Below are 17,361 nucleotides of genomic sequence, written 5' to 3'. Positions count from 1 at the left end.
CTCACCCATTCGGCTCACACGGGTTGCCCGGAGCGGCACGCAGATCATCTACGTGCGTCGTATCCTGCTCGGACACTCGCTGCCGAGCCCGGCCGGAACCAGGGCACACCCCCGCCTGCATCCCCCGGAACAACGAGCGCGCGGCAGTTCGTTGAGCAAAGACTGTCGTTTTGCCTCAGGGCTCGGCGGGCTGCTTTGCTTCACCGCTCAACGACGCACAACAACGACCCCTTGACCGCACTAGCGACTGCCCCCCTGCGCGGGGGTGACGTGGCCGTTCGACTGGAGTTGCACGTGGCCGGGCGCATCGAAGACTACGCACTCATCGGAGACATGCAGACCGCCGCACTGGTCTGCCGGGACGGCACCGTGGACTGGCTGTGCCTGCCTCGCTTCGACTCGCATGCCATCTTCGCCGGTCTGCTGGGCACCGAGGAACACGGCTTCTGGCGGCTCGGCCCGGCGCACGCGGCCGATTCCCAGCCGCCGACGGCCGCCCGGCGGAGCTATCGCGGCGATTCGCTGGTCCTGGAATCGGAGTGGGACACCCCGCGCGGCACGGTCCGGGTGACGGACTTCATGCCCCCGCGTGAGGGCGCGCCGCAGCTGATCCGGATCGTGGAGGGCGTCACCGGCCGGGTGCCGATGCGCTCCGCCCTGCGGATGCGGTTCTCCTACGGCCGGGTGGTGCCCTGGGTGCATCGGCACGAGGGCCGCACGGTGGCCGTCGCCGGTCCCGACTCGGTGTGGTTCGACACCGAGGCGGAGACGTACGGAAAGTCGCTGACGACGTACGCCGACTTCACGGTGGCCCCCGGTGACCGGATCGCCTTCACCATCTCCTGGCAGCCCTCGCACAACGAGCCGCCGCCGCTGCCGGAGCCGGAGGCCTCGTTGGAGGCGACGGAGGACTTCTGGCGCGAGTGGGTCGAGCACTGCACGTACCACGGGCCGTACCGGGAGGCCGTGGTCCGCTCGCTGATCACCCTCAAGGCCCTCACCTACGCCCCCACCGGCGGTATCGTCGCCGCCCCGACCACCTCTCTGCCGGAGGACATCGGCGGCGTCCGCAACTGGGACTACCGCTACACCTGGCTGCGCGACGCCGCGATCACCCTGTCGTCCCTCCTGCGCACCGGCTACCGCGAGGAGGCCCGCGCCTGGCGCGAGTGGCTGCTGCGCGCGGTCGCCGGCGACCCGGAGAACCTGCAGATCATGTACGGCATCGCCGGCGAGCGCGAACTGGGCGAGGCCGAGCTGGACTGGCTGCCGGGCTACGAGGCCTCGGCGCCGGTCAGGGTCGGCAACGGCGCGGCGCACCAGCTCCAGCTGGACGTGTACGGCGAGGTCACCGAGGCCCTGCACCTGGCGCACATGACCGGCCTGGCGCGCAACGACTACGCCTCCCTGCTCCAGCTCAAGCTGATCCGCTACCTGGAGGACCACTGGCAGGAGCCGGACGAGGGCATCTGGGAGGTGCGCGGCCCGCGCCGGCACTTCGTGCACTCCAAGGTGATGGCCTGGGTGGCGGTCGACCGCACCATCAAGCTGATCGAGTCCGGCGACGCGGACGGCCCGCTGGAGCGCTGGAAGGAACTGCGCGACGACATCCACCGGGACGTCTGCGAGAAGGGCTACGACAAGGAGCGCAACACCTTCACCCAGTCCTACGGCTCCCAGGAGCTGGACGCCTCGCTGCTGCTGATCCCGCAGATGGGCTTCCTGCCGCCGGACGACAAGCGCGTCATCGGCACGATCGAGGCGATCCAGCGGGAGCTGTCCACCCCGGACGGGTTCATCCTGCGCTACCCGACCGAGGGCAAGGACGAGGGCGTCGACGGCCTGCCCGGCGACGAGGGCGCGTTCCTCGCCTGCTCGTTCTGGATGGCGGACGACCTGGCGATGATCGGCCGCGTCGACGAGGCCCGCAAGCTGTTCGAGAAGCTCCTCGCGCTCCGCAACGACCTCGGCCTGCTCGCCGAGGAGTGGGACCCACGGCTGCAACGCCAGGTCGGCAACTTCCCGCAGGCGTTCAGCCACGTCCCGCTGATCGACACGGCACTGAGACTCACGGCTTCCGGGGCCTACGGAGGCTGAGCGAGCCCGGGGCACACTGCCCGCCTAGGCTGGAAGTGGCCGAACCCCCTCACCGGAAGGGGGGCCGTCATGGCTTCCCGTTCCCGGGCGCACACCGCCCTCGCCGCGCTCCGTGAGGATCTGGCCGGCGAGGTGTTCGCCCCGGGGGACCCCGGCTACGACGACGCCCGGGCCGTCTTCAACGCGGCGATCGACCGCCACCCGGCCGTGATCGCGCAGTGTGCGGACGTGACCGACGCCGTGCGGGCGGTGCGCTTCGCGCGGGAGCTGGATCTGCGCATCGCGGTGCGGGGCGGCGGGCACGGTGTGGACGGGGCGGCCGTGGCGGACGGCGCGCTCGTGGTGGACCTGCGCCGGATGCACGGTGTGACCGTCGACCCGTCGGCCGAGGCCGTCCGGGTCGAGGGCGGCGCCACGATGAGCCGGCTGGACCGGGCGACCCAGCCCTACGGTCTCGCGACGACCGGCGCCCGGGCCTCCACCACCGGTGTCGGCGGCTTCGTCCTCGGCGGCGGCACCGGCTGGCTGGACCGCGCCTTCGGGCTCGCCGTCGACAACCTCATCGCCGTCGAGCTGGTGACCGCCGACGCCGAGCGCGTGCACGCGAACGCCGACGAGAACCCCGAGCTGTTCTGGGCGCTGCACGGGGGCGGCGGCAACTTCGGCATCGCCACGGCGCTCACCCTGGAGCTGCACGAGCTGCCGGAGTTCTCCGTCGCGCGGCTGCTGTGTCTGCCGGAGTACGGCCCGGACGTGGTCCGTGCCTTCCGCGAGATCATCCGCAACGGACCGGACGAGGTCGGCGGTGCGGTGCTGTACCTGACCGGTCCGCCGGCGGAGTCCGTCCCGCTGTGCGGTGCGCTGCTGACCTACGTGGGCGGCGAGACCGGCCTGCGCAAGCTCGCCGAGCCGCTGCTGGCCCTCCCGCACGAGAGGGACGTCGTGACCACGCTGCCGTACGCCGATGCACAGTGCATGCTGGACCCCCCGTCCGGCCTCAGGAGCCACTGGTCGGCCGAGTGTCTGTCGGACCTGCCCGACGCTCTGGTGGACGTCTTCTGCGCCCGAGGGGACACCATGCCGGTACCGGGCGACAGCCGGCACGTCCTGTACCCGCTGGGCGGTGCGATCGCCGCCGGTCCCGGCGAGTACCCGGCGCCGTACCGCAGCGCGCCCTGGACGGTGCACCCCGTCGCCTTCTGGCCGGACCCGGCCGACGACGAGCCGAACCGGGCCTGGGTGCGCAGCGCGTGCGCCGACGTACGGCCCTGGAGCACCGGGGACGTCCACCTCAACTCCATCGGCGACGAGGGCCCGGAACGGGTGCGGGCGGGACTGGGCGCCGGGAACCTGCTGCGCCTGGAGAAGGTCAAACGGGCCTACGACCCCGACAACGTCTTCCGCTTCAACCACAACATCAAACCGGTGTAGCGCTCAGCTCGTGCCCAGCTTGCGCTCGGCTGCGACCGGAGCTGTCCTGTGGGCGTCCACGCAGGTAGCGTCCGCTGCATGGACAGCCGTACGGACCACCGATTCGACACCCAGGGCGCCGGGATCACCGTTCAGCGGGCGCTGGAGCTGCCCGGGCTGCGCAGCGGGCTGCCGGAGATCGTGGCGGGCGCGGACCGGCTGGCGCGTACGGTGCGCTGGGTGCACGCGGGCGAGGTGCCGAACATCGCCTCGCTGCTCAAGGGCGGCGAGCTGCTGCTCACCACCGGCTACGGCCTCGGCACCCGCCCGGCCGAGCAGCGGGCGTTCGTGCGTACCCTCGCCGAGCGCGGGATCGCCGCCCTGGTGGTGGAGCTGGGCCCGCGTTTCACCCGGCTGCCCGCCGCCCTCGTGGACACCGCGCGCGCCGCCGGGCTGCCGCTGGTCCAGCTGCACCGCGAGGTGCCGTTCGTGACGGTGACCGAGGAGATCCACACCGAGATCGTCAACGGCCACTACGCCCTGCTGCAGCGGGCCGAGGAGGTGCACCGGCGCTGCACCGAGGCGCTGCTGGGCGGTGGCGGGGTGCCGCAGGTGCTGGGCATCCTGGCGGACTTCAGCGGCAACCCGGTGTTCCTGGAGACCGCCGACGGCCGACTGCTGTACGCCGCAGGCGAAGGGCCGAAGGGCGCCGATCCGCTCCAGGTCTGGGAGGGGCTGCGCGGCCCGCACAAGGACGCGCCGCCGCCCGCCGGTTCGGTGCTGGTGGACGTGCCCGGCGGCGGCCCGGGTACGGCGGGCTCGGTGCGCGCCCGGCTGGTCCTGCTGCCGGTGCGCTCGCCGCTGGCCCCCGTGCACCGGATCGCCGCCGAGCGGGCCGCGGGCATCCTGGCCGTGGTGCTGATGCAGGCCCGCCAGGAGGAGGAGCTGGCGGCGCGCGGGCGCGGTGACTTCCTCACCGATCTCGCCGAGGGCCGGATCACCGCCGAGGACGCCCCGGCGCAGGCCCGGGTCCTCGGCTTCAAGCCCGGCGAGAGCCCCCTGCTGCCGGTGGTGATGCGGATCGGCGACTCCCTCTCGCCCGGCGGGGGTTGGGCGGTGCTGGCGCGTGCGGTCTCCGAGGAGCTGGCCGCGGTGGGGGTGCCGGTGCTGCTCGGTGTGCGGCCGGTGGAGGGCCGGGTGCTGGTGCTGCTCGGGCTGCGCTCGGAGTCGGAGCGCTCGGCGGTCGCGGACCGGGTGGCGGCGGCGCTGCGGGCGGGCGTGGAGCGGGCCGGGATGCGCCGGCCGGGCTCACCGCCGCCGGTCGTGGTCGTCGGCGTGGCCGGTGGCTGGGCGGCCGCGTCGGCCGGGCTGCGGCACGCGGCCGAGACGGCGACGGCGGCGCAGGGGCTCACGGACCGCCCCTGGTACGACGCCCGCCGCCTCGACATCGACCTGCTGCTGTGGCGGCTGCGCGACCACCCGGACCTCGCCGCGTTCGTGGACCGCGCCATCGGCCCGCTGCGCGACCACGACCACCGCTCCAGGCCGCCGCTGCTGCCGACCCTGGAGACCTATCTGGCACACGCGGGCCGCAAGGCGGAGACGGCCCGCGAACTGCATCTGAACCGGCAGACCCTCTACAACCGGCTCGCCCGCATCGGCGAGTTGCTGGGCACCGACCTCGACGACCCCCAGACGGTCCTGGCGTTGAGCCTGGCCCTGCGGGCCCGCCGGCACGTGCCCTGACGCTCGCTAGGCGAGCGGCCGTGGCTGGGTCAACTCGTCGTAGATGCTGAGTACTTGGGCGACCGTCTCGTCCTCGGTCGGCCAGCCGGCGGCCTGCCGTGCCCCCGAGTCGCACAGTTCCTCGCGGCGCCCGGGGTCCGCGAGCAGCCGTACGACGGTGTCCGCGAGCGCCTCCGGGTCGCCGTACGGGACGAGTTCGGCCGCGTCGCCGACGAGGTCGGGGATGCCGCCGACCCGGGTGGCGACCAGCGGCACGCGCGCGTACAGCGCCTCCTGGGCGAGTACGGACCGGGACTCCCAACTGCTCGTCAGCAGCGCCAGATCGGCGGCGGCGAGCAGTTCGGGCACGTCCTCGCGGCGGCCGATCAGCCGCACGGGCAGCGCCTCGTCCTCGATCCGCCGCTGCAGCGCCGGCCGCTGCGGGCCCTCCCCGGCGATGACGACCAGCGGCACGGGGTCGAGGTCCCGCCAGGCGCGGGCCGCGTCGAGCAGGACGTCATAGCCGCGGTGCCGGTCGAGGGAGCCGACCGCGAGGAGCAGCGGACGGCCGGTGGCGCCGAGTTCGGCCCGGACCTTGGGGCGCAGCCGGTCGGGGTCGTCGAGCGGAACCGGCCGCTGCTGCCCCGGCAGACCGACGGCGGCGAGCCGGGCGTCCCGCGCCCCCGTGCCACGGGCCCGGTCCACCAGGTCGGAGCTGGTGCCGAGGACCACGGCCGCCGTGCGCACCACCCGGCGCTCCAGCACCCGCAGGAACTGCGCCCGAGCGCCCTGTGCCTGGGCCCGGTCGTGCCAGGTCACCACCAGCGGGGTGCGCCGGCCGCTGAGCGCCAGCACGGCCCTGAAGGAGGCGTGCAGCCCGTGCGCGTGCACCAGGTCGGCGTGGGTGCAGGCCGCCCGCAGCGCGGCCACGGACGCCGGGTCGCTGCTGCGCGGCACATGCACCAGCTCGGCACCGGCGCCCGTGAAGTCGTAGGCGCGATCCGCCTCGACGGGGGCGCACACCGTGACCCGCACGCCCCTTGCCACGAGCCCCTCGGCCAGCGAGCGCACATGCGCGCTGCTGGCGGCGTTGCCTCCGCCCAGCACCTGCACGGTGCGCAGCGTCGACTGGCCGTGCGGCGCGTTGCTGCTCAGGGGGCTCACGGGGCCGGGGCTCCTGGTTCGACGTGGGCGGTCACGAGGAAACGTACAGAAGGTAGCGGGATCACGGGGGCGGATGGACGTACCCCGCGCGCCTGCCGCGCGGACCGTGCTTCCTCAAGCATGCCAGGGCGGTGGGCCGTTACGGGAAATCCGGCGGGCGCACAGTGCGGCGGGCCGGGGCAATGCGCCGGAGCACGTCACCCACACGGGTGAGGAAAATCCCGGCCCTCCCGACTGCTGTGCGCCCCCGTCCGACGAGGTCAGACGCGCACCGCGGGCGCGCCCACGCGCTCACCCGGTCGCCGTACACGACGGCGACCGCGACCGCGACGGCGTGCGCCGGCAGTCCGGGGCTCAGGCGTCCCGCCGATGGCCCGCCCGAGCCCTTCCGCTACTGGTCCGCGCGAGCCGTCGCCAGCAGTTCCTCGGCGTGGGCGCGGGCCGTCTCGGAGTCCTCCTGGCCGGCCAGCATCCGGGACAGCTCGCGGATCCGCTCCTCGCCCTCCAGCACCTTCACACCGGAGCGGGTGACCGAGCCGTCGTTGGTCTTCTCGACCAGCAGCTGCCGGTCGGCGAAGGCGGCGACCTGGGGCAGATGGGTGACGACCACGACCTGCGCGGTCCTGGCGAGTTTCGCGAGGCGCCGGCCGATCTCGACCGCGGCCTTGCCGCCGACACCGGCGTCTACCTCGTCGAACAGATACGTCGGCACGGGGTCGGTGCCCGCGAACACGACCTCGACGGCGAGCATCACGCGGGACAGCTCACCGCCGGACGCGCCCTTGGCGATCGGCCGGGGCGGGGCACCCGGGTGCGGGGCGAGCAGCAGCTCGACCTCGTCCACGCCGGACGGCCCGTACGCGACCGCGCGTCCGCCGACCTCGACGCCGTCCGGGTCCTCGGTCTGCCTGAGGTCGAAGGACACGCGCGCGTGGGGCATCGCCAGCGAGGCCAGTTCGGCCGTCACGGCGGCGGCGAACCGCTCGGCGGCCTCGGCCCGCGCATCCGTCAACGCCTGTGCCAGTCCGCCCAGTTCGGCACGGAGGGCGTCCCGTTCGGCGGTCAGTTCCCCGATCCGCTCGTCGTCGCCGTCCAGCTCGGTGAGCCGGGCGGCGCTCTGCTCGGCCCAGGCCAGCACGGTGTCGATGTCGTCGCCGTACTTGCGGGTGAGGGCGGTGAGGGCCGCCCTGCGTTCCTCCACGGCGGCGAGCCGCAGCGGATCGGCGTCGAGATCGTCGGCGTACCCGGCCAGCTCCCCGGCGACGTCGCCGAGCAGGATCCCGATCTCGCCGATCCGGTCGGCGAGGGCGGCCAGCGCCGGGTCGTGCGAGCGCACGGCCTCCAGCGCCCGGTGGGCACCCGCGACGAGGGTCGCCGCGTCGATGCCCTCGGGGTCCTCGGGATTGCCCGCGAGCGCGGCGTGCGCGGCCGTGGCGGCGGACGACAGCGCCTCCGCGTGGCCGAGCCGCTCGGCCTCCTCGGCCAGCTCGGCGTCCTCGCCGGCCCGCGGCTCGACCCCGGCGATCTCGTCGAGGCCGTACCGCAGCATGTCGGCTTCCTGCGCCCGCTCACGCGCGCGTGTGGTGATCTCCTCCAGCTCGGCGGAGGCGGCCCGCAGCCGGCGGTAGGCCTCGGTGTACTTGGCGAGCGGCACCGCGACGGCGTCGCCCGCGTACCGGTCCAGCGCCTGCCGCTGCCGGGAGAGCTTCAGCAGGCCCTGCTGGTCGGTCTGCCCGTGCACGGCCACCAGGTCGTCGGCGAGTTCGGCGAGCAGCCCCACGGGCACGCTGCGGCCGCCCACATGGGCGCGTGAGCGGCCCTCGGCGGAAACGGTACGACTGATCAGGAGCGCCCCGTCGTCCAGCTCGGCGCCGGCCTCCTCCGCGCGTACGACGACGGGCGCGCCCGAGGGGACGGTGAGCCGCCCCTCCACGACCGCCTTGCCGGCCCCGATCCGCACGAGCGCCGGGTCCGCCCGTCCACCGAGCAGCAGCCCCAGGCTGGTGACCACCATGGTCTTGCCCGCACCCGTCTCACCGGTGACCGCGGTGAACCCGGGCGACAGCTCGACGACGGCATCGTCGATGACCCCGAGCGACCGTATCCGCATCTCCTCCAACACGGAACAGACCATACGAGGTCTTGGGTCGGGAGTGCACACAGGCCGCCTGTCTCACTCCGTCGAGTGGTGCGGCGCCCCCCGCCACCCGGTGGTCGGCAGCGCGAACTTCGCGACAAGCCGGTCGGTGAAGGACGAATGATGCAGCCGGGCCAGCCGCACCGGCACGGCCCCGCGCCGTACCTCCACCCTGGCCCCCGGCGGCAGCTCCACGGTCCGCCGCCCGTCGCACCACAGCACGCCCGGTGGAATGTGCGGCAGCACCTCCACGGCGAGCACCGAATCGGGCGAGGTGACCAGCGGCTTGGCGAACAGCGCGTGGGCGCTGATCGGCACCATGAGCAGCGCCTCCACCTCGGGCCAGACCACGGGCCCGCCCGCGGAGAACGCGTAGGCGGTGGATCCGGTGGGTGTGGACAGGACGACCCCGTCGCAGCCGAACCCGGTCACCGGCCGCCCGTCGATCTCCAGCACGACTTCCAGCAGCTTCTCGGCGCCGGCCTTCTGCACGGCCGCCTCGTTCAGCGCCCAGTCCGTGTGCACGATGTCGCCGTTGCGGTGCACGACGACGTCGACGGTCATCCGCTCCTCGACCTCGTACGACCGCGCCACCACCCGGTCGACCACCCGGTCGAGGTCGTCCCGCTCGGCCTCCGCGAGGAACCCCACGCGTCCGAGGTTGACGCCGAGCATCGGCACCCCGGAGGCGCGGGCGAACTCCGCGCCCCGCAGCAGCGTGCCGTCGCCACCGAGCACGATCAGCAGCTCGCACCCGTCGAGGCACTGCGGAGTCGCCTCCTTGACCAGCCCCACCTCGTCGGGCAGCGGCAGATCGCGCGCCTCCTCCTCCAGCACCCGCACCCCGATGCCATGCGCCAGCAGGCCCTTGACGACGAGTTCCGCACTGCGGATCGCCGCGGGCCGCCCGGTGTGGGCGAGCAGGAAAACAGTACGCGCCAGGTTCTGTGTCAACGCGGCCCCTCCGCCACTGCACGGTCGACGTCGGCCGGGTCCACCTGGGGTGCCCCCGCCCGAAGCCAGAGAAAGTACTCGACGTTCCCCGAGGGCCCGGGCAGCGGACTGGCGGTGACAGCCTGCACCCCGAGCCCCAGCTCCCAGGCCTTCTCGGCCACTGCCCGCACGGCCTCCGCCCGCAGCTGCGGACTCCGTACGACTCCCCCGCTGCCGAGCCGCTCCTTCCCCACCTCGAACTGCGGCTTGACCATCATCACCAGGTCGGCGTCCGGCCTCACGCACCGCTTGAGGGCCGGCAGCACCAGCCCGAGCGGGATGAAGGACAGATCGCCCACGACAAGATCCACAGCTTCCCCATCGATCGCGTCGAGCGTCAACTCGCGCACGTTCGTACGGTCCTTGACGGTGACGCGTTCATCGCTCTGCAGGGACCAGGCGAGCTGTCCGTACCCGACGTCCACGGCGACGACGTGCGCGGCGCCCGCGCGCAGCAGGACGTCGGTGAAGCCGCCCGTGGACGCGCCGGCGTCGAGCGCGCGCCGGCCCTCGACCACGAGCCCCTGCGGCACGAAGACATCGAGGGCGCCGGCGAGCTTGTGCCCGCCCCGGGAGACGTAGTCGGGGTCGCTGTCGTCGCCCTGGACCACGATCGCGGAGGCGGTCTCCACCTGCGTGGCCGGCTTGGTCGCCACGGTCCTGCCGACGGTGACCCGGCCGGCGGCGATCAGCTGGCTGGCGTGCTCGCGCGAGCGCGCGAGTTTCCGGCGGACCAGCTCCGCGTCCAGACGGCGGCGTGCGACTCCTGCCACGTTCGGTTCAGCTCCTGCTCTGGTGGTACGACGGTGCGGGGGCCGGAGGTCCCGGGCGGGCGTCGAGCGCGGTGAGCGCGTCGCGCAGTCCCCCGTGTACATCCTCGTACACCTCCACATGTCCGTCGGTGGCGAGGTGGTCGGCATCGGCCAGCCGCTGCAATTGGGCGTCGACCTCGGCGTTGCCGGTGGGGGTGCGCGGGACGTTCAGGGGGGCGGGCGCTGCGGGGTCGTACGCGGGCTCGGCCGCGCTGACGGTCCCGGCCTCGGACACGGACTCGCTCATGCCCCGACGCTACCTCGAACCGCTGGGGTACCGTCGTGGCCGATGGCCACGATCGAGGAGTGCCGCGCCGCACTGGGAAAGCTTTCGGACAATATGCGGGGTGCCGAGGGCGACGTCCGCGCGGCAGCCGCCCTGGAGCGCTCGGTGAGCTGTCACATCACCGATCTGGACGTCACCTTCATCGGCCGGATGACGGGCGGACGGATCGACGTCGACGACACGCAGCCCGGTCCGCCGCGGGAGAAGGCGCAGATCAGGCTGGCCATGGCCGGGGACGACCTGGTGGGCCTGGTGGCCGGCGAGCTGAACTTCGCGACCGCCTGGGGCTCCGGCCGGGTACGGCTGGAGGCGAGCCTGCTGGATCTGTTCCGGCTCAGGAGGCTGCTGTAGCGGCCTCCTCCCGGGCCGCGGTACGCGCCTTCCTGGCGGCCGGCACCACCAGCGGGGTCCCGGTCTCCGGGTCGTCGATGACCTGGCAGCGCAGCCCGAACACCCGTTCCACCAGCTCGGCGGTGACGATCTCGTTCGGCGCGCCCTCGGCGATGACCTCGCCACCGCGCAGGGCGATGAGGTGCGTGGCGTAGCGGGCCGCGTGGTTGAGGTCGTGCAACACCGCCACCAGCGTGCGTCCCTGTTCCTCGTGCAGCTCGGCGCACAGGTCGAGGACGTCGATCTGGTGCTGGATGTCGAGGTAGGTGGTCGGCTCGTCCAGGAGCAGCAGCGGGGTCTGCTGGGCGAGCGCCATGGCGATCCACACCCGCTGCCGCTGGCCGCCGGACAGCTCGTCGACGTACCGGTCGGCCAGTTCGGCGACCCCGGTCTGCCGCATCGACTCCTGGACGACCCGCTCGTCCTGCGCCGACCACTGGCGCAGCAGGCCCTGGTGCGGATAGCGGCCCCGCCCGACGAGGTCGGCGACGGTGATGCCGTCGGGCGCGATGGACGACTGCGGCAGCAGACCGAGGGTCCGCGCGACCTTCTTCGCGGGAATCGACTGGATGACCTGCCCGTCCAGCAGCACCCGGCCCTCGCTCGGCCTGAGCATCCGGGACAGGGCCCGCAGCAGCGTCGACTTGCCGCACGCGTTCGGGCCGACGATCACCGTGAAGGAGTTGTCGGGGATCTCCACCGACAACTGCTCGGCGATGACGCGCTGGTCGTAGGCGAGGGTGACGTTCTCGGCGGACAGGCGGTTCACAGTGCTCCTCTTGCTGACTGACTCGGGGACGGCGCTCATATCCGGCCCGCCCTGCGCTCGGTGACCAACAGCCACAGCAGATAGCCGCCGCCGAGGACCCCGGTGACCACGCCGACGGGCAGCTGGTCGGCGCCGAAGGCACGCTGGGAGGCCCAGTCGGCGGCGACCAGCAGGGCGGCGCCCATGCACAGCGAGGGCACCAGGTTCGGGCCCGGCGAGCGGGTCAGGCGCCGGGCGAGCTGGGGCGCGGTGAGCGCGACGAAGGAGACCGGTCCGGCGGCGGCCGTGGCGGCCGCGACGAGCAGGACGGCGCAGACCATCAGCACCAGCCGCACCCGCTGCACCCGCACCCCGAGGGCGTTCGCGACGTCGTCGCCCATCTCCATCATCCGCAGGCCGCGGGCGTTGGCGAGGACCAGCGGCACGAGGACGGCGCACAGCGCGAGCAGCGGCCGGACCTGGTCCCAGTCACGGCCGTTGAGGGAGCCGGTCATCCACACGACCGCGCGGGCCGCGTCGACCAGGTCGGCCTTGGTGAGCAGATAGCCGTTGACAGCCGTGGCGATCGCGGAGACACCGATACCGACCAGGACCAGCCGGTATCCGTGCACACCCTGTTTCCAGGCGAGCAGATAGATGGCGAGTCCGGTCACCAGGCCGCCGACCAGGGCGCCGACGGTGACCTGAGTGGTGCTGCCCGACAGCAGCACGATCACGATCAGGGCCCCGGCGGTCGAGCCCTGGGAGAGGCCGAGGACGTCCGGGCTGCCGAGCGGATTGCGCGAGACGGACTGGAACAGGGCGCCGCCCAGGCCGAGCGAGGCACCGACCAGCAGACCGACCAGGACCCTCGGCAGCCGCAGCTCGCCCACGATGAAGTCCTGGTAGGCGTTGCCGTTGCCGGCGAGCGTCCTGAGCACGTCGGCCGCCGGGATCTTCGCGTCCCCGGTGCCGATCAGCGCGACGCCCGCGGCGCAGGCGGCGGCCAGCAGCAGGACGACGACGATCAGGGCCCGCAGGTCCAGACGCAGGGAGAGCCCGCCCGGCGTGCGTACGGCCCGGTTCATGGATCGGGTCTTCACAGCTGGGCCGTCCTCCGCCGTCGTACGAGAAAGATGAAGACCGGACCGCCGATGATCGCGGTGACGATGCCGACCTGGAGTTCCGAGGGCCGGGCCACGACCCGGCCGATGACATCGGCCCCGAGCAGCAGCACCGGCGACAGGACCGTGGCGTACGGCAGGATCCAGCGCAGGTCGGGGCCGGTGAAGGAGCGCACGACGTGCGGGACCATCAGACCGACGAACACGATCGGACCGCAGGCGGCGGTCGCGGCACCGCACAGCACGGTGGCGGCGAGCATGGCGAGCGCGCGGGTGCGGCCCAGGTTGGCGCCGAGGGCGCGGGCGGTGTCGTCGCCCATCGCGACGGCGTTCAGCGGCCGGGCCAGCCCGAGCGCCAGGACCACGCCGACCGCGAGGAACGGCAGGACCTGCAGGATCGTCGAGTTCGTGGCCGAGGCCAGCGAACCCACCGTCCAGAAGCGCATCTTGCCCAGCGCCGCGTCATCCATGATCATCACGGCCTGGAGATAGCCGTACAGGGCGGCGCTGATCGCCGTCCCCGCGAGCGCGAGCCGCACCGGGGTGGCGCCCCGGCTGCCGCCGAGGAACCACACCAGCGCGCCCACCGCCGCCGCGCCGAAGAAGGCGAACCACACATAGCCGGTGAGGCTGGTGACGCCGAAATAGGTGATCGCCGTGACGACGGCGGCGGAGGCACCCGCGTTGATCCCGAGCAGTCCGGGGTCGGCCAGCGGATTGCGGGTCAGCGCCTGCAGCACCGCGCCCGACAGACCGAGCGCGGCACCGGCGAGCAGCCCCAGGACCGTGCGCGAGAGCCGCTCGTCCACGACGACGTCGCCATAGGTCCCCGTGTCATGGAACAGGCCGTGCCAGACCTGGTCCAGCGACAGCGATTTCGCCCCGATCGCGATGCTCGCCACAGCGACGAGCACCAGGATCGCGACGGAGCCCAGGAGCCCAAGGGCCCTTGCCGCCTGGCGGGTTGGGGGCGCGGGGGCGGTCTCCGCGCGCTGTTCCGGAGGACTGTCGACCAACACGAGGTTAGGTTAGCCTACCCTCGCTCTCAATCTCGATCCCCGGGGCCCCGGGTCCGCCTCACAGCCCGAGCCGCGCCAGCGCCTTGCCTCCGTCCAGCGCACAGGAGCCGTCCCCGGCCGCCGTCCAGGCCGCCGCGCACAGCGCCCGCAGCCCGTCCAGCGCCTCCCCGTCACCCTCCAGCTCCAAACGGTCCGCAGCGGCCGTCGCCGTGAACCCGCCGCAGCGGAAACCGGCACCGTCCGCCGTGACCTCCGGCTGTCCCGTCAGCAGCCCGCGCAGATCCGCGTCCACGAACGTCGGCCGGTGCCGCGGCGGCGCCGCGAGCAGCCGGGCGCCGTCGGTGACACCGGTCAGCACCAGCAGCGAGTCCACCCCGCCGTTGAAAGCCCCCTCGATGTCCGTGTCCAGCCGGTCCCCCACCACCAACGGCCGCTTCGCACCCGTCCGGATGATCGTCTCGCGGTGCATCGGCGGCAGCGGCTTGCCCGCCACCTGCGGCTCCGCACCCGTCGCGATCCGTACGACCTCCACGGCCGCGCCATTGCCCGGCGCGATGCCCCGCCCGCTCGGAATCGTCAGATCGGTGTTGGACGCGAACCACGGCACACCACGCGCCACCGCGTACGACGCCTCCGCGAACCGCCCCCAGGCCAGATCCGGCCCACCGAACCCCTGCACGACCGCCGCCGGATCGTCGTCCGCCGACTCCACCGGAGTCAGCCCCCGCTCACGCAGCGCCACCCGCAGCCCCTCGCCGCCGATGACCAGCACGCGCGCCCCGGCCGACACCTGCTCGCTGATCAGCCGCGCGACCGCCTGCGCGGAGGTGATCACGTCATCGGCACCCGTCGGTATGCCCAGCTCCGTCAGATGCTCCGCCACCGTGTCCGGGGTCCGCAGCGCGTTGTTGGTGACATACGCCAGATGCATCCCGCCGGCGCGCGCCACCGCCAGCGAGTCGACCGCGTGCGCGATGGCGCTCCCGCCCGCGTACACCACCCCGTCGAGATCGAGCAGCGCCGTGTCGTACGCCTCGCTCAGGGGCTGCCCACTGCCCTCGGGCCTCGTCCTGACCGCCTGGCTCATTCCACATCGCTCCTCGTTCGAAGACCTTTCCCCCGATCATCCCGCACGGCACTGACACACGTACGATGCCGGGATGAACACTGCAGGTCACTCGGAAGCAACGGCGCCCCGAGGCCTGGAACTCACCACGTTCCGCGGCCTTCGGTACGACCCCGACCGGGTCGGCAGCCTCGCCGCCGTCACCTCTCCGCCGTACGACGTCGTCGTACGGCCCGACGGGGTGCACCACCTCCAGTCCGCCGACCCGCACAACATCGTCCGCCTGATCCTCCCCCAGGCCGGCACGCCGAGCGCGAGCACCGAACAAGCCGCCGACACCCTGCGCCGCTGGCTGTCCGAGGGCATCCTCACCGCCGACCCGGAGCCCGGCCTCTACGTCTACGAACAGCACGACGAGAGCGGCATGCTCCAGCGCGGCATCATCGGCGCGCTGCGGATCTCGGAGCCCGCCGAGGGCCTGGTACTGCCGCACGAGGACGTCATGCCGCCCGTGGTCGCCGACCGCGCCGCCCTCATGCGCGCCACGCGCGCGAACCTGGAACCGCTGCTGCTCACCTACCGCGGCGACGGCACCGCGGCCGAGGTCGTCGACCGCACGGCGGAGAAGCCCCCGCTCCTGGCCACGACCACCGAGGACGGCTTCCAGCACCGTCTGTGGTCCATCACCGACCCCACCGACGTGGCCCGCGTCCAGTCCGACCTCGCCCGCACCGAGGCCCTGATCGCCGACGGCCACCACCGCTGGGCCACCTATCTGCGGCTGCGCGCCGAGCACCCCTCCCCGAGCCCCTGGGACCACGGCCTGGTCCTGCTCGTCGACACCGCCCGCTACCCGCTGCGCGTGCGCGCCATCCACCGTCTGCTGCACGGCCTGCCGGTCGCCGACGCGCTCGCGGCGGTGCACGGCCTGTTCCGGGTACGACGCCTCGACACACCGCTCGCCGAGGCGCTGGAGACACTGGCGGACACGTCCTGCGCCGGCAACGCCTTCCTGCTGGCCGGCGACGGCGCCTTCCACCTGCTCGACCGTCCGGACCCGGACCTGCTGGCCCGGACCATCCCGGCCGACCGCCCGGCCGCCTGGCGCTCCCTGGACGCCACGGTCCTGCACGCCACGCTCCTCGAACATGTCTGGCACATCCCCGAGGACTCCCCGGCCCATATCGCCTACATCCATGACACGGCCGCGACCGTCGCCAAGGCGGAACGCGACGGCGGTACGGCCGTCCTGATGCACCCCGTCCGCGAGGAGGTCGTACGCGACCTGGCCCGCCAGGGCGTGATGATGCCCCGCAAGTCGACGTCGTTCGGCCCGAAACCGGCGTCCGGACTGGTGCTGCGGACACTGGAGATCTGAGCCGTCCCGGCCGAGCAACGCGAAAGAGGGCAGGCCCCATGGGGATCCTGCCCTCTTCGCGTCTCACCGAGGAGACGTCAGTCCCTGCGGGAGACGTCAGTCCTTGTCGCCGTCGTGGTGACTGTCGGCGTCGCGGTGGCTGTCGCCGTCGTCCTCGCTGTCGTCCTGCGACGCGCTCTCGGACTCGGCGTCGCCCTCGTCCAGCGCGTCCACGAACTCGACACCGTCCAACTCGGCGAGCCGGTCGGAGGCGTCCGTGCTGCCGTCCCGGTCGGCCTCCACGGCCTTGGCGAACCACTCCCGGGCCTCGCCCTCACGGCCGGCGGCCAGCAGCGCGTCGGCGTAGGCGTACCGCAGCCGCGCGGTCCACGGCTGGACCGAGTTGGAGGCCAGTTCCGGGCTCTGCAGGGTCACGATGGCGGCGTCCAGCTGGCCCATGTCACGCCGGGCACCGGCCGCGACGAGCCGCATCTCGACCTGACCGGCCTTGTCCAGCTTGTGCACCTCCGGGGCACCGGCCATGTCCAGCGCCTTCTCCGGCCGGCCGAGCCCGCGCTCGCAGTCGGCCATCACCGGCCAGAGCTCCACGGAGCCGGTCATCCGCCGCGCGGCCCGGAACTCGGCGAGAGCTTCGCTGTACTTCTGGTTGGCGTACGCCGCGAACCCGGCGGCCTCGCGTACGGCGGCCACGCGGGACGCCAGCCGCAGGGCCACCTTGGAGTAGCCGTAGGCGCCCTCGGGGTCCTCGTCGATGAGCCGGGCGACCATCACCAGGTTCCTGGCGACGTCCTCCGCGAGCGTCTTGGGCAGGCTCTGCAGCTCCTGCCGGACGTCGCTGTCGATCTCGTCACCGGTGACTTCCTCCGGGATCGGCAGCCGCTTGATCGGCTCACGGTCCCGGTCCCGGTCGCGCTCGTCGCGGAAGCGGCCGCCGCCACGCCTGTCGTCCCGCCGGTCGTCGCGGCGGAAGCCACCGGGCCGACCGCCGCGGTCGTCGCGACGCGGTCCGCGG

The 17,361-nt window shown here is 73.2% G+C and carries 15 protein-coding genes; 5 read left to right on the top strand and 10 right to left on the bottom strand.

The window, feature by feature from the left end; translation table 11 throughout:
* Positions 1 to 294 precede the first annotated feature (294 nt).
* The 3 genes from IE277_RS10875 to IE277_RS10865 all read left to right on the top strand — a co-directional run bounded on the left by IE277_RS10875 (position 295) and on the right by IE277_RS10865 (position 5,253).
* Complete coding sequence (locus IE277_RS10875) at positions 295 to 2,097, top strand: glycoside hydrolase family 15 protein (protein WP_189951769.1); 1,803 nt, start codon at positions 295 to 297, stop codon at positions 2,095 to 2,097.
* Between the two features lie 69 nt (positions 2,098 to 2,166).
* On the top strand, positions 2,167 to 3,528 hold the full coding sequence (locus IE277_RS10870; RefSeq protein WP_189951015.1) for an FAD-binding oxidoreductase: 1,362 nt from the start codon (positions 2,167 to 2,169) through the stop codon (positions 3,526 to 3,528).
* 78 nt (positions 3,529 to 3,606) lie between these two features.
* Positions 3,607 to 5,253 (top strand): PucR family transcriptional regulator, encoded by a 1,647-nt coding sequence (locus IE277_RS10865; protein ID WP_189951014.1) that lies wholly within the window; start codon positions 3,607 to 3,609, stop codon positions 5,251 to 5,253.
* Between the two features lie 6 nt (positions 5,254 to 5,259).
* On the opposite strand, the gene IE277_RS10860 is transcribed toward IE277_RS10865, so the two are convergent.
* The 5 genes from IE277_RS10860 to IE277_RS10840 all read right to left on the bottom strand — a co-directional run bounded on the left by IE277_RS10860 (position 5,260) and on the right by IE277_RS10840 (position 10,585).
* A complete protein-coding gene (locus IE277_RS10860; protein ID WP_189951012.1) occupies positions 5,260 to 6,396 on the bottom strand; it encodes a glycosyltransferase family 4 protein in 1,137 nt (378 codons plus the stop codon).
* A 391-nt stretch (positions 6,397 to 6,787) separates the two neighbouring features.
* Positions 6,788 to 8,530: a DNA repair protein RecN gene (gene recN / locus IE277_RS10855; RefSeq protein ID WP_189951009.1), complete on the bottom strand. Its 1,743-nt coding sequence runs from the start codon at positions 8,528 to 8,530 to the stop codon at positions 6,788 to 6,790.
* 39 nt (positions 8,531 to 8,569) lie between these two features.
* A complete protein-coding gene (locus tag IE277_RS10850) occupies positions 8,570 to 9,487 on the bottom strand; it encodes an NAD kinase (protein WP_189951007.1) in 918 nt (305 codons plus the stop codon).
* Complete coding sequence (locus IE277_RS10845) at positions 9,484 to 10,299, bottom strand: TlyA family RNA methyltransferase (RefSeq protein WP_189951005.1); 816 nt, start codon at positions 10,297 to 10,299, stop codon at positions 9,484 to 9,486. The genes IE277_RS10850 and IE277_RS10845 overlap by 4 nt, the downstream gene beginning before the upstream one ends.
* 7 nt (positions 10,300 to 10,306) lie before the next feature.
* The gene (locus IE277_RS10840) at positions 10,307 to 10,585 is read right to left on the bottom strand and encodes a hypothetical protein (protein WP_189951003.1); all 279 of its coding nucleotides are present in this window, start codon (positions 10,583 to 10,585) and stop codon (positions 10,307 to 10,309) included.
* A gap of 42 nt (positions 10,586 to 10,627) precedes the next feature.
* Here IE277_RS10840 and IE277_RS10835 point away from each other — a divergent pair, with 42 nt between their 5' ends.
* Positions 10,628 to 10,975 carry a sterol-binding protein gene (locus tag IE277_RS10835; RefSeq protein WP_189951001.1) on the top strand — a complete coding sequence of 116 codons (348 nt, stop codon included), beginning with the start codon at positions 10,628 to 10,630 and terminating at the stop codon, positions 10,973 to 10,975.
* Here the strand turns inward: IE277_RS10835 and IE277_RS10830 are convergent.
* Genes IE277_RS10830 through IE277_RS10815 form a run of 4 tightly spaced genes read right to left on the bottom strand, consistent with a single transcriptional unit; the run spans position 10,959 to position 14,992 of the window.
* Positions 10,959 to 11,822, bottom strand: a complete 864-nt coding sequence (locus IE277_RS10830; RefSeq protein ID WP_189950999.1) for an ABC transporter ATP-binding protein — start codon at positions 11,820 to 11,822, stop codon at positions 10,959 to 10,961. The two genes, IE277_RS10835 and IE277_RS10830, sit on opposite strands and share 17 nt — an antisense overlap.
* Positions 11,819 to 12,850: a FecCD family ABC transporter permease gene (locus IE277_RS10825; protein ID WP_189951767.1), complete on the bottom strand. Its 1,032-nt coding sequence runs from the start codon at positions 12,848 to 12,850 to the stop codon at positions 11,819 to 11,821. Before IE277_RS10825 ends, IE277_RS10830 begins: the two co-directional genes overlap by 4 nt.
* A gap of 11 nt (positions 12,851 to 12,861) precedes the next feature.
* The gene (locus tag IE277_RS10820) at positions 12,862 to 13,905 is read right to left on the bottom strand and encodes a FecCD family ABC transporter permease (RefSeq protein ID WP_189950997.1); all 1,044 of its coding nucleotides are present in this window, start codon (positions 13,903 to 13,905) and stop codon (positions 12,862 to 12,864) included.
* A 58-nt stretch (positions 13,906 to 13,963) separates the two neighbouring features.
* Positions 13,964 to 14,992: an HAD-IIA family hydrolase gene (locus IE277_RS10815; protein WP_189950995.1), complete on the bottom strand. Its 1,029-nt coding sequence runs from the start codon at positions 14,990 to 14,992 to the stop codon at positions 13,964 to 13,966.
* A gap of 73 nt (positions 14,993 to 15,065) precedes the next feature.
* Here IE277_RS10815 and IE277_RS10810 point away from each other — a divergent pair, with 73 nt between their 5' ends.
* Entirely contained in the window at positions 15,066 to 16,349 is a 1,284-nt protein-coding gene (locus IE277_RS10810; protein ID WP_189950993.1) for a DUF1015 domain-containing protein, read from the top strand.
* Between the two features lie 96 nt (positions 16,350 to 16,445).
* Here IE277_RS10810 and IE277_RS10805 read toward each other — a convergent pair whose 3' ends face one another.
* Positions 16,446 to 17,225: a tetratricopeptide repeat protein gene (locus IE277_RS10805; protein WP_189951764.1), complete on the bottom strand. Its 780-nt coding sequence runs from the start codon at positions 17,223 to 17,225 to the stop codon at positions 16,446 to 16,448.
* Between the last annotated feature and the right edge of the window lie 136 nt (positions 17,226 to 17,361).

The sequence above is a fragment of the Streptomyces alanosinicus genome (assembly GCF_014650595.1).
Taxonomy (GTDB): domain Bacteria; phylum Actinomycetota; class Actinomycetes; order Streptomycetales; family Streptomycetaceae; genus Streptomyces; species Streptomyces alanosinicus.
Note: the sequence above shows the minus strand (reverse complement) of the source record. Positions and strands in the feature narration are given on the sequence as shown.

What these genes read in the sequence shown, in the direction of transcription:
- IE277_RS10870 (WP_189951015.1), top strand. Translation starts at nt 2,167, where the DNA reads ATGGCTTCCCGTTCCCGGGCGCACACCGCCCTCGCCGCGCTCCGTGAG.
- IE277_RS10865 (WP_189951014.1), top strand. Translation starts at nt 3,607, where the DNA reads ATGGACAGCCGTACGGACCACCGATTCGACACCCAGGGCGCCGGGATC.
- recN (WP_189951009.1), bottom strand. Translation starts at nt 8,530, where the DNA reads ATGGTCTGTTCCGTGTTGGAGGAGATGCGGATACGGTCGCTCGGGGTC.
- IE277_RS10840 (WP_189951003.1), bottom strand. Translation starts at nt 10,585, where the DNA reads ATGAGCGAGTCCGTGTCCGAGGCCGGGACCGTCAGCGCGGCCGAGCCC.
- IE277_RS10835 (WP_189951001.1), top strand. Translation starts at nt 10,628, where the DNA reads ATGGCCACGATCGAGGAGTGCCGCGCCGCACTGGGAAAGCTTTCGGAC.
- IE277_RS10830 (WP_189950999.1), bottom strand. Translation starts at nt 11,822, where the DNA reads ATGAGCGCCGTCCCCGAGTCAGTCAGCAAGAGGAGCACTGTGAACCGC.
- IE277_RS10825 (WP_189951767.1), bottom strand. Translation starts at nt 12,850, where the DNA reads ATGAACCGGGCCGTACGCACGCCGGGCGGGCTCTCCCTGCGTCTGGAC.
- IE277_RS10815 (WP_189950995.1), bottom strand. Translation starts at nt 14,992, where the DNA reads ATGAGCCAGGCGGTCAGGACGAGGCCCGAGGGCAGTGGGCAGCCCCTG.
- IE277_RS10810 (WP_189950993.1), top strand. Translation starts at nt 15,066, where the DNA reads ATGAACACTGCAGGTCACTCGGAAGCAACGGCGCCCCGAGGCCTGGAA.